Source organism: Candidatus Seribacter sulfatis (assembly GCF_964187635.1).
Lineage (GTDB): Bacteria > Verrucomicrobiota > Verrucomicrobiia > Opitutales > Seribacteraceae > Seribacter > Seribacter sulfatis.
Window position 1 is genome coordinate 1 of record NZ_CAXLMO010000010.1, and the last position, 16,370, is coordinate 16,370.

The 16,370-nt window shown below is 44.5% G+C and carries 13 protein-coding genes; 11 read left to right on the plus strand and 2 right to left on the minus strand.

What is annotated here, in order from left to right:
• A partial coding sequence (locus ACKPQ5_RS01040; protein WP_407677231.1) for a sulfatase-like hydrolase/transferase occupies nt 1-424 on the minus strand: 424 nt, incomplete at its 3' end.
• Nucleotides 425-533: 109 nt separating this feature from the next.
• Here ACKPQ5_RS01040 and ACKPQ5_RS01045 point away from each other — a divergent pair.
• The 3 genes from ACKPQ5_RS01045 (at nt 534) to ACKPQ5_RS01055 (ending at nt 4,281) form a co-directional block, all read left to right on the plus strand.
• Nucleotides 534-1,952, plus strand: a complete 1,419-nt coding sequence (locus ACKPQ5_RS01045; protein ID WP_407677232.1) for an SLC13 family permease — start codon at nt 534-536, stop codon at nt 1,950-1,952.
• 52 nt (nt 1,953-2,004) lie between these two features.
• On the plus strand, nt 2,005-3,876 hold the full coding sequence (locus ACKPQ5_RS01050) for a sulfatase (protein ID WP_407677233.1): 1,872 nt from the start codon (nt 2,005-2,007) through the stop codon (nt 3,874-3,876).
• Nucleotides 3,877-3,969: 93 nt separating this feature from the next.
• Nucleotides 3,970-4,281 carry a 2Fe-2S iron-sulfur cluster-binding protein gene (locus tag ACKPQ5_RS01055; RefSeq protein WP_407677234.1) on the plus strand — a complete coding sequence of 104 codons (312 nt, stop codon included), beginning with the start codon at nt 3,970-3,972 and terminating at the stop codon, nt 4,279-4,281.
• 105 nt (nt 4,282-4,386) lie between these two features.
• On the opposite strand, the gene ACKPQ5_RS01060 is transcribed toward ACKPQ5_RS01055, so the two are convergent.
• Nucleotides 4,387-5,223 (minus strand): sugar phosphate isomerase/epimerase family protein, encoded by an 837-nt coding sequence (locus ACKPQ5_RS01060; protein ID WP_407677235.1) that lies wholly within the window; start codon nt 5,221-5,223, stop codon nt 4,387-4,389.
• 187 nt (nt 5,224-5,410) lie between these two features.
• Here ACKPQ5_RS01060 and ACKPQ5_RS01065 point away from each other — a divergent pair, with 187 nt between their 5' ends.
• From ACKPQ5_RS01065 to ACKPQ5_RS01100, 8 genes are all read left to right on the plus strand, one after another.
• Nucleotides 5,411-6,535, plus strand: a complete 1,125-nt coding sequence (locus ACKPQ5_RS01065) for a c-type cytochrome (protein WP_407677236.1) — start codon at nt 5,411-5,413, stop codon at nt 6,533-6,535.
• Nucleotides 6,536-6,550: 15 nt separating this feature from the next.
• Nucleotides 6,551-8,740 carry a family 16 glycoside hydrolase gene (locus tag ACKPQ5_RS01070; RefSeq protein ID WP_407677237.1) on the plus strand — a complete coding sequence of 730 codons (2,190 nt, stop codon included), beginning with the start codon at nt 6,551-6,553 and terminating at the stop codon, nt 8,738-8,740.
• A gap of 59 nt (nt 8,741-8,799) precedes the next feature.
• Nucleotides 8,800-9,837 carry a ThuA domain-containing protein gene (locus tag ACKPQ5_RS01075; protein ID WP_407677238.1) on the plus strand — a complete coding sequence of 346 codons (1,038 nt, stop codon included), beginning with the start codon at nt 8,800-8,802 and terminating at the stop codon, nt 9,835-9,837.
• A gap of 19 nt (nt 9,838-9,856) precedes the next feature.
• Nucleotides 9,857-12,550: a PVC-type heme-binding CxxCH protein gene (locus tag ACKPQ5_RS01080; protein ID WP_407677239.1), complete on the plus strand. Its 2,694-nt coding sequence runs from the start codon at nt 9,857-9,859 to the stop codon at nt 12,548-12,550.
• Between the two features lie 52 nt (nt 12,551-12,602).
• The gene (locus tag ACKPQ5_RS01085) at nt 12,603-13,139 is read left to right on the plus strand and encodes a sigma-70 family RNA polymerase sigma factor (protein ID WP_407677240.1); all 537 of its coding nucleotides are present in this window, start codon (nt 12,603-12,605) and stop codon (nt 13,137-13,139) included.
• A complete protein-coding gene (locus ACKPQ5_RS01090; RefSeq protein ID WP_407677241.1) occupies nt 13,136-14,506 on the plus strand; it encodes a hypothetical protein in 1,371 nt (456 codons plus the stop codon). The genes ACKPQ5_RS01085 and ACKPQ5_RS01090 overlap by 4 nt, the downstream gene beginning before the upstream one ends.
• Nucleotides 14,507-14,513: 7 nt before the next feature.
• Nucleotides 14,514-14,840 (plus strand): hypothetical protein, encoded by a 327-nt coding sequence (locus tag ACKPQ5_RS01095; protein ID WP_407677242.1) that lies wholly within the window; start codon nt 14,514-14,516, stop codon nt 14,838-14,840.
• A 66-nt stretch (nt 14,841-14,906) separates the two neighbouring features.
• The coding region (locus ACKPQ5_RS01100; protein WP_407677243.1) for an alpha/beta hydrolase at nt 14,907-16,370 on the plus strand (1,464 nt) is incomplete at its 3' end.

A 16,370-nucleotide genomic window follows, 5' to 3' on the forward strand; every position in this document is an offset into this window, starting at 1 on the left:
GGATATATCCATAGTATTCGTCAAATCCACGCTCTGTAGGCAGCTCCTCTTGGCCAACATGCCACTTCCCCACTCCATAGGTCGAGTAGCCCACTCCTTTTAGAACCTCAGCTAAGGTCATACATTGCTTGTTCAGTTTCCCAAGGTAAGCAGGGCCCAAGCGATCCGTCGAATCCCGACCCGTAAAATTTGCAATCCCGGCTTGGTGGGAATAAAGCCCGGTAAGCAAAGAAGCCCGGGATGGACAGCAACGAGCAGAATTATAATTTTGAGTAAATCGTAACCCGTTTTTTGCTAAACGATCCAAGTGGGGAGTTCTGACTTCTCCGCCAAATGATCCAAGATCAGAATACCCCATATCATCAACCAACACGACAATTACATTGGGACGGGATTTAGCACCCAAAGAAAAAATGAAACTCATGATCAGAGAAAGTAAAATGACAAACTTCATGATCTTATCCTTTACCACTTCGATTTGTGCGTAAAATAAAATCGGAATCTAAAAGGGGATTTGTTCTAATAAGATTGAAATGTCCAATAAGGAGAAAAGTTTATCAGACTCACAGGATTCGAAAGGAAGTAATCCAATGCTTTTGACCTCCCCGGTACTTGCAATTCTAACAAGTTGGTTTTTTCATCAATTTGGTGAGATGGACACCGAAGCAGCCATCACACTTGGGATCGCGATTTGGACAGCACTCTGGTGGATATTCGAAGCCGTCCCGATTCCAGTCGCTTCTCTCCTTCCTCTTTCCCTACTGCCTCTCTTTGGAGTTTTAAGTCCAAAAGTTGTGGGAGAAAAATACGGACACCCACTTGTCCTTCTTCTCTTTGGTGGTTTTCTTCTTTCCAAAGCGATGGAAAAAAGTGGAGCCCACAAAAGAATTGCCCTAATGATGGTCAATGCCTGTCCGAGCGGCGAAAAATTTCTTATTCTCGGGTTTATGATCGCGACGGCTTTTCTAAGCATGTGGATTTCAAACACGGCCACTACATTGATGATGTTACCCATGGCTCTTGCCGTAATACAGGGAAGTCGTAATCACCAATTGACCATTCCTTTACTTCTGGGTATCGCTTTTGCCGCCAATGTCGGAGGTATTGGAACCCCGATTGGAACTCCTCCCAATCTTGTAATGATAGGCGCTTATTCTGACCTGGGATACCCGGAACTCTCATTTAGTGAATGGATGAAATTTGGAATACCAGTCACGATCGTCATGGTCCTTGTTATCTGGCTTTGGTTATCCCGTGGAATCACCGGCAATAAGGAAATCTCACTCCCTCATCCGGGAAATTGGCGAGTGGCTGAAGTCCGAACACTCCTTGTTTTTGGCCTGACCGCGCTTGCATGGATCACCCGATCTGAACCTTTTGGTGGATGGAAAACCTGGTTGGATCTGCCCAATGCCAATGATGCCAGTGTTGCCTTCTTAGCCGTAATAGTACTTTTCTGCCTGCCCAGTGGTGATGGTAAAGGAGATCGCCTCCTTGACTGGAAGACTGCCAACCAAATCCCCTGGGGAATGTTGGTATTGGTTGGTGCTGGGCTTTGTTTAGGGGAAGCTTTCAAGCAGTCCGGTCTCAGTGCATCCATTGCCAGCGTGTTTTCGGGTATTGAGAACCTCCCTCTTTTCGGATTACTGCTTGGAATCTGTCTTCTAGTGACCTTTCTCACAGAAATGACCAGCAATACAGCAACGACTAATGTACTCATGCCCATACTCGGAGCCGCCGCAACTGCTTCGAATTTAGATCCAATCCTTTTAATGATACCTGCGGCGATGAGTGCAAGTTGTGCCTTCATGCTACCTGTTGCAACGATTCCCAATGCAGTGGTTTTTGGCACCGGTGAAATTACCGTGGGTAAAATGGCCCGCGAAGGTCTGGTATTGAATATTCTCGGAGCAGTTGTAATTTCTGTTATCTGTTTTTTCTTACTTTCCTAACTTTCAAGTCTCCTCCCTACACTAAAAGTCTAACTCAACCATTTCTTCCTCCATGAAAATTTTGTCCACCGCTTTATTGATTATCTTGTTACCCATTGCAATAATTGCCAAGGGACGGCCATCTAAACCCAATGTAGTCTTAATCCTTACCGACGACCTCGGCTGGCAGGATGTAAAATGCTATGACATTGATGAGCCCTCCCCTATGGAAACTCCCAATATCGACAGCCTTGCTGAAAGAGGAGTAAAGTTTTGGCAAGCCTACTCACCAGCTCCCACCTGTGCGCCTTCTCGCTGTGCAATCATGAGCGGAAACCATCCTGCCCGGGCTCAAAAGACCCATGTGGTGGGAGGAGCACCACCCACCCCAAATCATAAATTCGGCTGGACCATGATCGCCCCCTGGTACAGTGGCAGAATGCCCGAAAACGAAATGACAATCGCCCGAGTTTTACAACAAAATGGATATGTAACTGGGCATTCTGGAAAATGGCACATGGCCATCGACCACAAAGCTTTTCCTCAACCTGAAGACCAAGGCTTTGACTGGACGAGAAGCAGCCGTGGGGCGAGATCAGGTATGCCCAGCCGAGTTGAAGGGTTTGCCTCCACTCGAGCAAAAGACCCATTCAAGTTAGACGAAAATGGCTATCCCTACCATCAAACCAGTGAGGATGCCATCACCTTTTTGAAGGAGAACCACGACAAACCTTTCTTCCTGTACTACGCCACTTGGCTCGTACACACACCCATTCACACTCGTTCTGAAAAGCTCCTTGAAAAATACTGCAAGAAACTTGGAGTGGAAAGACCAGCGGACAACCAAGGCTGGACAAAGAAAGGACAAAATAATCCATTCTATTGCGCCATGGTGGAAGAACTTGATTATTACATGGGTAAAGTTTTTAACTACTTGAACAACACAGAAGATCCACGGTGGCCTGGACATAAGCTCGTTGAGAATACATATGTCATTTTTACCTCCGACAATGGAGGTATGGAAGGACACCCGAGGGAGGTTATCACTGATAATTATCCCTTGGATAAGGGAAAGATTTCACTAATGGAAGGAGGTACACGGGTACCATTAATTATAACTGGCCCGGGTATCAAAGAGGGAATTGAATCTGATGTAATGGTAAACGGCCTGGATTTTTATCCCACTCTCCTGACCTTGACCGGAACCCCTAAACCGGATGGAAAAAACTTGGATGGAGCTGACTTAAAAGACTTGCTCCTGAATAATCCGACAGATTCAAATTTAATAAAAGGTAAAAACGGCAAGACACGGGATTCTATGGTTTGGCATTTTCCTAATAGTGCGGCTTTTGAAAGTTCCATTCGGGTAAAAGGATTCAAACTCGTCCGTAACTACGATCACAAATTCCACCCAAAAAATCCTGAGCGGGAACTCTACAAGCTTTACAGGCAAGATAATGGCAAACAAATCCGAGGTGATATTGAGGAAGCCAATAATCTCGCAGATGATTTTCCGGAACTTACAAAAGAACTTGATGATAAATTATCAGCTGAGCTCAAAGAAATGAAGGCAAGTTTTCCCTACTATAATCCTCACGCACGGCATGTTGGGCCCGAAAAACTTAAAGTTCCCCAAGACATCTCACACAAAATAGATGGACAGACCATTCATTTTAAATTTCGAGAAAAAGGGGCAAAAGTCATTCGTGCTGACTTGATTTATACCCTCAACGGTAATCAGCAGTACGAAGAGTGGTTCAGAATAGTTGCTCCCAAAAATTCATCAAAAGGTGTAAGTTTCACACTTCCAAAAGGAACCACTCACTGCTTTCTTAACCTGATTGATGAAAATAGTTTTCTAGTCAGTCACCCTGAAACCCCAGATTATCCCACTCTCTCTAAAGCAAAAGAAAAATTCGCCAAGTTTGCCATTCCTGTTGAATAGAAACTACTAACGCATTTATTTTGTTTTTGAATTTGATTCATTGGCTGTCCGCGAATTTAATTAAATCTTTTATTATCTTAAAACAAATTGAACATGTCGAAAGTGACTTTTATAACTGAGGACGGAAACGAAGTGGTGGCACAAGATGCAACCGGCAACCTAATGGAAATTGCCCGTGAAAATGATGTCGAAGGAATTTTGGGAGCATGTGGCGGTTGCTGTTCCTGCGGAACATGCCATGTTCGCGTGCATCCAGATTGGCTGGGGAAAACCGGGAGAGCCACTGAAGCCGAACAGGATCTGTTTGATATTGAAGAGGGGACTGATGAACGCAGTCGCCTCAGCTGTCAGGTGGAAATGAGTGATTCTTTGGATGGTATTGTGGTAGAGGTTGCTCCATTTTAAGCATTATTGAATCGGTGTTCTCAACGCCGTTCACTTTCAATTGGTTCTTCATGTGTGGGCAAAAAGGCAACGATGTAGAGTTGCTCTCCCCTTGTTATGCGATAATCACAAAGCAAGTAATTCATTCATCAAACGGGCAGTATTCTCGACTCCTCCATCATTTCCCTCTCGGGTTGCCCAACCTTTAAAGTCTATTTGCTCAAGTTCGTGGCGGACTTTTTTCCAATCCACATCTCCCTGCCCGAGGGGACAGAATCCATTCTTGGACCCCCAATCTTTTACATCCAATTTCAATGTGCGTTTTCCTAATATTCGGATCCACTTGTAACTGGGTCCATATTTTTGCATATTTCCAATGTCATAATATGCCTGAACCCAAGGACTGTTAATGGCATCGATATAATCACGAAACTGCTCTGGTTTGTAACAAAATCCGTTCCAAACAGTTTCAATCAAAATATGTATCTTTAGCTCGCTTGCCAAAGGAATCAATTTACGAATTTGTTCAATGGACCGGTCCCAGACATGTTGATGAGTTTCTTGATCGCCCTTAACTCGACCAGGTACCAAAAGCACAGATGTTCCACCGACTCCCTTTGCCTCTCGCATGGCCTGTGCTAGCCCGATTCTGCTTTTTTCGCGAACCTCCGGATTTGGATCGGACAACCTAACCTTCCAATGTTTATTGTAAACCACCCCATGCATAGGCAGCTTAAATTTCGAACAGGCCATTTTCATTGGCTCGATTTGAAGCCCTGGTCCAGATCCCTCAATGCCATCAAAGCCTAAATCCTTCAACTTTTGCATTTGTTTTTCATTGGGTTTAGTCCCGAATTTAACCGCCTTTTTAATTTTCCCCTTAAAGGAGTGTTCTTCAGCCCTTACCAGATGAGAAAAACATAATGCACCTGAACTTGTGGTCAAAAATTCTCTTCTTTTCATACATAACTCTTCATTTTTAAATGGGGAGTGTCGAATTTTTTTTATGTTTTTAAATAACTTTAATTGGCAAGTCTTTGAAATTTCGGAGTGTAATATAGATTGCCATCATTATAACCTTCTCCACTCTCGATTATTTCGGGATCACCTTCACAAGAACTCCCAATAAATAAAATCCTTTTTTAGCGTAATGAAATTTTACCTTTTCAAGTACCTCATCATTTTCAATTTTGGACTTTATATTGGCTTTGCTGATATGAAACGCGGACAGGAAGTCTATAATCAAATTTGCTTTAATTGCCATGGACCCAAATTAGACGGTGGAATTGGCCCAAACTTGGTGGATTCATACTGGAAAAATGGGGATTCCTACGATGCTGTATACCGCAGCATAGCCAAGGGGGTAGCCGGTACTGAAATGATCGCTTACGAATTAGTCTATCCTGAAAATGATCTCCATTCGCTCACCGAATTTATTATTGATAAACAGGAAGGAAACCGGCAAACACTCCGCTCGACTTATGCTCGGGACTATTTTGTAGGAAAAAGATTACACCCCGACCTTTTTGATTCGATTGAATCAACTTCCCAAACCCGATTGCCGGAAAACTTCTATTATGTGGATAGAATGTTTGACGGGGTTCTACGTGGTCAGTCTAAACTGTTTATAAAGACTCCCGGGAAGTATCGTTTTAATGTTAATGGCAAAGGCCGAACATCGATTTGGGTGAACGGGAAAGAAGTTCACTACAGCAATGATAAAAAAAAGAGTGATACCTACTTTACTAATGAATTTGAATTATCGGCAGGCATCCATGACTTGGAAATCCTTCATGAAGAACCCACTTCCCATTCCATGAGGTTCGGAGTCAGGTTGCAAAAATTGAACGGTAAACATTGGATGCTGACGGGGAAAAGTTTAGAGGGAAGCGTTCCCAAAGTTGTTCGTTCAGGCGAAAAAGCAAAAGTCATTCGAAAATGGATTGATGGCTTACCCCCAAGAACATTGCTTCTACTTTTGCCCAATCAAGTCTTATTGGCCTATGACTCCGCAAGCGGTAAAATTATTAAAGGTTGGGAATCGGCATTTATTAATCAAACCCCCTCTCTGGACAGTCGAAGTCAAAAAAAATCTGAAGTTAAAGGAATAGAATTAACCGGTATCGCAAAGACGGTACTGGAAGGTGATCGTTTTAATCTTTTACATTATGAAACCTCTGGAGACTCGGTAACAATCGCCACCCTTGTGGACGGGCAACAGAAGAAATTCAGCATTAGCCCGGATGGAAAAAATTCCTACAAACTCTCTTTCTAATTTATTTTTAAATCGATGAACATACTTTCTGCACTCCTTCTTTTATTCAGTTTCTCAATTTTATCTGCACAGATACCTGATGGATATAAAATCCAATCTATTTCCCTACCCCGTGGTTCAGTTTCGGTTCTTGGATTATGTCACAAACCTGATGGTACACTTGCGATTTGCACATGGGAAGGTGAAGTGTGGGAACGGAAGGGAGAGGTGTGGACAAAGTTTGCCGAAAACTTGATGGAACCAAATGGAATCTATTTCGACGAAAAAGAAGATGCTTACTATGTAGGACAAAAACCTGAGTTAACCAGACTGATTGATCTCGATAAAGACGGGGTTTGCGATCGTTACGAGTGTATAACCGATGCATTTGGAATATCCGGAGAATACCATGAATATCATTTCGGCCCGGTTGTTGATTCATTAGGCAGAAAATATGCATCGCTTAATCTGGCGGCCCGAGGCGAGTTTACTGTACCGGATGGCAAACCATTTGGGAAAGGTGGAGGGAATATGTCCTACAACGCACCCTGGCGAGGCTGGGTTTACCGCTCCGACCGGAAAGGCCATTTCCAACCTCTTGCCGGTGGATTTCGCTCGCCGTGTGGAATCGGAATGAGCCCCGAGGATGAACTTTTTATTACTGATAACCAGGGTGACTGGGTTGCTGATTGTGTCCTCTATCATGTACGGGAAGGTAATTTTTATGGTCACCCTGCATCCCTGCCAGCTCGTCCTGATTTCACCAAAGAAAAAGTCCTCTCCATGAAAGCTGAGGATTTTGAGAAGATTCGTACCCCTCCTGCAGTTTGGTTAGTACGCGAGGAAATTGCCAATTCTCCCGGCAGTCCAATCTGGGATACTACGAATGGTAAATTTGGACCCTTCAAGGGACAAATGTTTATAGGTGACCAAAGGCAATCCAATTATTTTCGAAGCGGTGTTGAGAAAATTAACGGAGAATACCAAGGCTGGTGCATCGATTTTCTCCGTGGCTTGGAAAGTGGCCCAGTCAAAATGTCCTTCGATTCACAAGGTCGTCTTTGGTCTGCCCAAGTGGGCAGAGGCTGGTTTAGTAAGGGAGGTAAGCGTACCGCAATTCAATATGTGGAGTGGGACAAGAAAACCACACCTTTTGCCATTCATTCAGCAAGCCTCACCAAGACTGGATTCTCTGTTCGCTTCACCGAACGGATTGGAAAGAAGGTGACTCCAAAAGTTTCCAGTTGGGGATATCATTACTATAGTACCTATGGATCTCCCCCAGTTGACCAACAGGAGTTAAAAGTGAGTAATTATCAACTTTCTAAGGACCGTAAAACGGTCACATTTGATGTTCCTTTAAGCAAAAAGAAAATCTACGCTATTACTTTTACCGAGCAAAGAAACACAGAAGCCGAAATGCTGGATTTTGATACCATCTACTACACCTTAAATCAATTACGCCCAGTCCGTGAACCCAAATCCGGAAGAAATGTGGGTTGGTCTCTTGCTGGATCGAGCTGGAATCGAAACGATAAAAACCGTCCACTCCCCCCTGTGGTTGCTCCGCTATCTGCTGATAAATGTGCTATTCCCGCACCCAAAGAAGCTACCCAATTGGACTCCACTCAATGGACAAACCCGAACTGGGTATTAGATAAAAATGGGGTTATGCCCCGAGGGAAAGGGAATAACTCCACAGTAAAGGCTTACGGAGATGCACGAATCCATTTGGAATTTCGGTTTGATCAATCGGATAACCCAGACTGGAAAGGACAACTTTATGGAAATTCGGGAATCTTTCTCATGTCAGGCTATGAAATGCAGGTGGTCAACAGCTTTCAAAATCCAACCTTTGCAGACGGAACATGCGGTTCCATTTATGGACAGCACCCTCCCCGCGTAAACTCTTCCCGTAAGCCTGGAGAGTGGCAATCCTATGATATTCTCATGAAAGCTCCCGTTTTTTCCGATAAGGGAAATGTGGATCAGCCGCTCCGTGTCACCGCATTTCATAATGGAATTTTAATCCATAATGACACATGGGTGTATGGAGAAGTGGGAGGACCCTACAAGAAACATGGTAAAAGACCTCTTATGATACAGGACCATAAGGGAACCGGCGTATCATTTCGCAATCTTTGGATTATCGAAGATTTCCCCTACGATCTAAACTTGCCCGCTTTTCGGAATACCTTTCCAAGGTCCTCGGCTTCTTCCATCTAAGGAAGCCTAAACGCTTCCTTTGGATTGCCTTCTATGGGTAATCTTGTTGATCTGTTTGTATGAATTCTCTCATTCGTGCCCTCTCCTTTATTACTAAATATTCAAGTTCACTTGTGGTGATAGTGCTATGTTGCACCCTACCCACTCAGGCCAAAGATCATCCTCAAAAGGATACAAAAAATATTCTCTTTATAGCCGGGGACACCAAGCACCGTCATGGATTTCATGAATACAAGGCGGGTTCCATTTTACTTGCTGACGCACTTAATAAAAGTGGACTCCCTGTTCAGACTAAAGTCCACTGGTACGGATGGCCGGAAGATGAAACTATCTTTAATGATGTCGATGCCTGCATTATCTATGCAGACGGCGGAGGAGAGTTTGGCCAAAAGTATGCATTCTTAGACAGGAAAGTAAAAGCCGGTATGGGGATTATGTTTATGCACTATGGTGTTCATCCCACTAAAGAAGTGGCGGAGAAATATTATCGTGATTGGATCGGAGGATACTTTGATGATGATTTTTCCGTCAATCCATCCTGGGTAGCGAAAATCCAACCCCAAAAAGGTCACCCTGTTGGCCGAGGGGTGGGCTCACTTACCGCATACGATGAATTTTACTGGAATTTAAATTTTCCTGACCCCGAAAAATGTAAGCACTGCTATCCCCTTGCCACTGCAGTCCCGACTGAAAAAAATATGATTCGTTATGGCAGTTCTAAGTTTTGGAACAAACAGGCAGAAGAAAAGCTGGGTACTCCCCAAGCATTACTCTGGTGTTCAGATCCTGAAAAAGGAGCAAGAGGAGCCGGATTCGTTGGTGGGCATTATCATCGAAACTGGGCACTCGATAACTATCGGAAACTCATTCTTAATACCATTGCCTGGGTTGCCCGTATGGATGTGCCACAAGGTGGAGTTCCCTCACAAAAAGTTACCAAGGCCATGCTCAATCAAAATTTAAACCGTCCAGACTTTCCGGAGGAAATTGAATTGCCCACTCCCGATTTGTTAACGCAGGAACCAGGAAAAAAACCGATTCTTGGACCGGATGGAAGAATGCCCCCGCGGGCTCCCAAAAAACCTAAGAAAAAATAAATCCCTGCTCCACTTCCGAATGAAACATTTTATCCCCTTCCTTTTGCTTACTGGTTTGAGTGCAGGTATTGCTTTTTCAGCACCTCCTAAAAAGTCAGTCATGGCATGGCCCCCATCAAGTAAATCAAATCATGTTAGCGTTGATAAATTTACTGTGGACCCAACATTAAAGGTAACCATGTGGGCAAAAAGCCCAATGTTGTATAATCCAACGAATATGGACATCGACCCATACGGTAGAATTTGGATAACCGAGGGGGTAAACTATCGGGAAAAACTAGGCATTCGCCGAAACGCGGGTGACCGGATAGTAGTCTTGATAGATTCTGACAACGACGGCATAGCCGACCAGTCCAAAGTCTTTCTTCAAGACCCATATTTGGAGTCGCCTCTGGGTATTTCTGTTTTTGATAACCAAATAGTTATTTCTCAACCGCCTGACATTGTCGTTTATACCGATATCAATCGGGATCTGAAGTTTGACCCAAAGGTCGACAAAAAAGAAGTTCTACTCACCGGTTTTAACGGACGCCAACATGATCATTCTCTCCATTCAGTAACCTCAGGACCAGATGGAAAATGGTATTTTAACAGCGGGAATTGTGGAGCGATATTTACCGATAATTCAGGCAAGACCTTTCGAATGAACACCAACTATCGGGGCGGAGCCAGCGAGAAATATTTTTATACTCCAACCCATGAGCTCAAAGGTGCAAAGAGTGATGATGGATATGTGTGGACTTCCGGTTTCAGTGTTCGCATGAACCCAAATGGCACCCAGGCGGAAATTATTGGACATGGCTATCGAAACAGCTACGAACAGGTGGTCAATTCTTTGGGTGATATGTACCAAAGCGATAACGATGATTATTCAAGTTGTCGAAATTCTTATGTTTTAGAATTCGGGTCTGCCGGTTATTATTCCCTGGACGGGCAGCATAAATGGCAAGCAGACAAACGACCTGGCCAAGCAATTCCGCGTGCTCATTGGCGACAGGACGACCCCGGAACATTTGATGCCGGTGATGTGTATGGATCTGGTGGACCAACTGGAGTAACTTTTTATGAAAATGGATCTTTGGGAGATAAATGGATCGGTACCTACCTCTCTGGTGAAGCTTCCCGGAACACAGTTTTTGGGTACAAACCCAAACCTCAAGGTGCAACTTATTCAATGAATCGCTTCAACTTTGTAAGTACCCGCTCCACTTCACCTTCCGTTAGTGATGAGGATCGGGATGAACGGGTTCACTTTAGACCATCCGATGTAGCGATTGGACCGGACGGTGCGGTCTATGTTGCGGATTGGTACGACCCGGGATCTGGTGGACACGCCACCCGGGATGAATCTTCTTCAGGAGCCATCTACCGAATTGCCCCTAAGAACTTTGCTCCCTCAATTCCTGAATTGAACTTGGACTCCATAGATGGTCAAATCAAAGCCTTACTCAGCCCCACCCCCAATGTTAGGCACCTGGGTTTTCTCGCTTTGCAAAAACAGGGAGCGAAAGCATACAAGAAAGTATCCGTTCTGCTTAATCATAAAAATCCCTATATTGCGGCACGAGGCATCTGGTTACTTCCCTACCTTGGTAATCAAGGATTAAAAGAAGTCCATAAGCTTTTGGATTCAAAAAAATCTGTGTATCGACTCGTGGCTTACAGAAGTCTTCGTAGGTCAGAGCAAAAGCTTTTTCCTTATGCTGAAAAAATGGCCAAGGACTCATCTGCTGGAGTCCGTCGGGATGTGGCACTCTCCATGAGAGCCTTCTCTGCAGAACAGGCAAACCCAGTCTTGCTGGAAGTAGCTAAAAGGTATGACGGTCAGGATAAAAATTATGTCGAATCCATTGGATTGGGTGCTGGCGGAAAAGAAAGTGCCCTCTGGATTTACCTGCGAGATAATCTTGGTTTTCAAAACTCCACAAAATGGGATGAAGCTTTTGCCCGAATCACTTGGCGTCTTGGCACCAAAGAAGCACTGACAGACTTAACATCCAGAGTTCAGAATCAGAAGCTCGCGATGGAAGAGAGGCTTTTTGCGATTGAATCGATCGCTTTCATCAATCACCCCCTGGCTCCCGATGCTCTATTTACTCTGGGTAAAAGTGAAAAAGATACCAGAATTAAAAATGCGATTACTCAATGGATTTTAAAACGAAGTATTACCGCGTGGAACCAATATGACTTGAATAAAAGACTCAAAAGTTCCGGAATTTACGACCCGGACAATATTCAACTTGTTCCCATGAGCACTCCAGAGCCCCCTCAAAAATCAAGTCTTAAGGTGGAAAATATCGCAAAGCTCAGGGGAGATCCAGTAAAAGGAAAGACCAGTATCATGCGATGCACGATGTGCCACGAAGTGAACGGCATAGGTGCAAATTACGGACCACGCCTTGAAGGGTGGGCCGCCAAGCAATCCACTACCGCAATCATCCACGCGATTGTTAATCCTTCTCAGGGAATTGCCCACGGATTTCAAGGGACAGAATACATACTCAAGGATGGAACTACCCTTCATGGAATAACTGAGTCTCGGGGTGATCCCGCTATTGTTCTTTCTCAAGGCGGGCTTACTCAAATGGTTCCCCAGTCGAAGGTTAAAAGCTCTAAACGAATGAAACGATCTCTGATGCTCTCTGCCGAACAACTAGCTCTTTCGGCCCAAGATGTGGCTGATATTGTTGCTTTTATGAAAGGCTGGGAATAGCAATCTAAAATTTCTCGGCAAAAGTTTATTCTGATGGAGTGTTTTAATTAGAATGAACCCCCAAGAAAAAGAGAAGCACGATCAATTCCTGCGTCTTTATGTTGAAACAGAAAGTTCATTACGAGGTTTTGTACGCTCTCTTGTTCCCACTTTAGAAGACGCCAAAGAAGTAATGCAAGGAACGGCTGCAGTGCTTTGGCGAAAATTTGATCAATTGGATTCTCCCAAAAATTTCAGGCGCTGGGCATTTGGAGTTGCCCGGTTTGAAGCTCTCTCCTACAGGAGGGATAAGGCACGGGATCGCCATGTTTTTAGTGAAGAACTGGTCATAAAATTGGCAAAGGATGCTGAAGATGAATCAGACCATTTTGATTTGGAAGAGAAAGCATTGGAAAAATGCATTTCCAAATTACCCGGAAAACAAAGAATTCTCATTCAAGAAGCTTATTCCCAAGGAACAAGGATCGATAAGATGGCGGAGAGAATTGGTAGAACTCCAATGTCACTATACAAAGCGTTACATCGCATTCGTATTGCTTTGGCTGATTGTATCAAAGCAGACTTAAAAAAACAGGAGGGGTTAGTATGAAGTCTTCGAGTGAAGAATTAGAGTTGATAAGGCTCTATCTTGATTCCCAGGCAACTACTGAGCAGATTCAATTACTCGAGCAAAAGATGCTTAATGACAATCAACTTAGAAAGGATTTTTTAGCCTACGCTCGAATCGATGCTGCCCTTCCCTACACCCTAAATAATAAACAAAATGAAAATTTGGAGATAAATCAAAAGAGTATTTTCTTTCATTGGTCTTCATGGGTATCAATCGCGGCTGTGCTTGTATTTCTTTTCACTGTCAACACTGGGCTTTTCTATTCTGCTTCCACTTCTAAAAAACCAAACCTGCAAACCATTGCACAATTTGGAAAATTGGAAAACTGCAGATGGATGGACCCCAATCAACACGTTTCTACCGGAGGAACTCTCCAGGCAAATGACCGAATTGAATTATCATCTGGCAGCGCAGACATACACTTTAAAACCGGAGCCATAATCCAATTAAATGGACCTGCAATCATTGAGCTCAACACAGCCAATTCAGCCTTTCTCACCTTAGGAAGAGCAGCAGTTATCGCAGACACTGAAGATTCTCAAGGATTTTCCCTAAAAACACCAAGCTCGACCTTTGTGGATTTGGGTACGGCGTTTACTGCTGCTGTTGCCCCAGATGGGCTAAGTCGGCTTGATGTAACTCAAGGGGAAGTGAACCTAATCGCAGAACATGGACATACCCCCCGACTTATAAAAGCGGGAGAAACTATGTTTGTCGAACCAGGCAAACAGAAGATTTTAACTCGAATGGAATCGGGGGATGAATCAAAATCGTTTATTTTCCCCACGATTCAACCGCCAAGTCATAATGATTACGCCGATGCATCCCGTGGTAATGCAAAAGTAATCGTGGGGAAAGGAATACTCCGCAAACAGTCAAACTGGGAAGTCAATCCTCTGTCCCTGCTCGATGGTAAAGGTCAGAGCGAACCGGATTCGCCCCAAGAGTCTGTTTTTTTAGAAAAAGACAATAAAGGCAAATTTGGGAATTTACTTATAGACCTAGGTAAGGCCATTAACATCGACAAAATCAATTCCTACTCTTGGCATCAGCATCAATTAATTAAAAAAGCAAATAACAGAGCCACACAAAAATTCACGATTTATGGACTCGGCAACGAAGAATTACCTGATCTCAGCATACCCTTAAGCAATACCGGGTGGAAAAGAATAGCCCGGGTAAACAGCGACAGTTTTTTTGATGTAAAGGATTATATTGATCGACCCGCACAACAAGCTTGTTCCATTTTTGCTTCGAAAGGAAAAATCGGATATTTTCGCTATCTATTGATTGAAGTCCACGGTCCTACCTTTTTTGGGGAAATTGATGTTTTTGGAGATCAATAGATAACCATTGACCTATCTGATCTCAAACCCCGCTCCACAGGCATTCCTGCCGTACCTGCGAGTTGGCAAGGAATCACCGATCTGCAAATTGTTGCAGGACTGCACCGCTTGCCCGCCGAACCGAAAACCATCCTCAACGGAGGCACCTGGCCAGGTAAACGGAAGCTGCGTAACCTGTGCTGGACGGGTGGAGCCTACACGGCTCCCCTACTTTACCCAGGTGGCAAATTGTCGGTCGAAGAGTTTCAGAAAATCTTTCAGGCAGACATCGATAAATCAATCGACTTGGAAAAACGGTTGCCATAAAGTATGCGTTGTCACGCCATTTGGTTAAAATATGTTGAGCCTCCAACCAGAATTACTTTCGATATAATTACCGGCTAATTATTAAATATATACGATGAAAAATAAATTTACTGTAAGTTGCTGCTTTCTTCTTTTCTCTCTCATCTGTTCCGGAGAACGGGTATCCTTATGGTCGGAAGGCAACATTCCAAATTTCCAACCCCAGCAAATTGCTGCCACCACCAAGGAGGTAAAAAAGGAAGGTTTTAAGCGCGAGGAGCATTCTATGCCCTACATCGAATGGTTCGATGCGCCGACCGAAAAAAATGGTGCCTGTATGTTACTCATTTCAGGTGGCGGTTACCAGAACTGCTGTGACTGGCGGTGGATTGATCGCGTCGCAAAAAAGTTTACCGATCTTGGGTATGTGTGCGTCAGCCTGACCTACCGCACTCCAAGGCCCCATGGATTACCTATTTATCAAAGTGGCTGGCAGGATGGACAACGGGCGGTACGTTTGGTTCGCCAGTCTGCCAAGCAGCGTGGTTTCGACCCCGAAAAAATAGGTATCCTCGGATTCTCTGCTGGTGGACACCTCACCGTGTTGCTCAGTACAAGTGCCCTCACCCCGGCGTACGATCCGGTGGATGCAGTCGATGAGATTCCCTGTCATGTAAACCTAGCAGTACCCATCTATGTTGCTTATGCCCTATCAGATGGTCTGACCGGACCAAACACCCGGAGTGGTGATGCAATCGATGCAAAACTTACTGATGTATTTAAGTTTGATGCCAAGACTTGTCCCATGGCTCTCTTTCATGGGGGAACGGATCCTTATTCCCCTCTTGGTTCAACTGAGATTTATCGTCAACTTCGGAAAATGAAAATACCGACCGAGATTCACCTCTTTGCCGACCGTGGACACGGCTTTATGGGGGACCCGAATAACGGAGAAACAGGCACCGCCTACGATCATTGGCTCGATCGGGTCTGCGAATTCATGCGACAGATGAATTTTGACGGGCGTCTCGGTAAGGAGGTCGATTTGATGTCACGCTATGCAAAGGACGATTCACGTGGTAAATACCGGAAGGAGTCCATTTGGCCAAATGGGAGAATGCCCAATGTACAGTCCAAGCAATGCCAGCCCTATCTCGAATGGCATTTCCCAAAGAAGCGAACAACCAAGGCTATACAGATTATTTATTCAGGCGGAGGCTATGGTGGAAATAATCCAGATAGTTTCGAAGTCGCACCCGCCCGGCGCTACCTTAATGAAAGAGGAATGACAGTGGTGACAATGAAATACCGCACTCCGCGTCCGCAGGGTGGTTTAGCCAAGCACACCACCGCGTGGCAAGATTTACAACGGGCCATCCGTATGGTTCGCAATCAGGCGAAGAAAGAGTATCTCGACCCCGAACGGATTGGTATTATGGGATCATCCGCCGGTGGACACTTAACCCTTATGGGGGCGACAAGCTCAAAACAGAAAGTATCCTGGGCAATCGATGATCTCCATAAAATCTCCTGCAAAGTGCAATGGGCTGTGGCGATCTACCCAGCCTATGCTCTTACA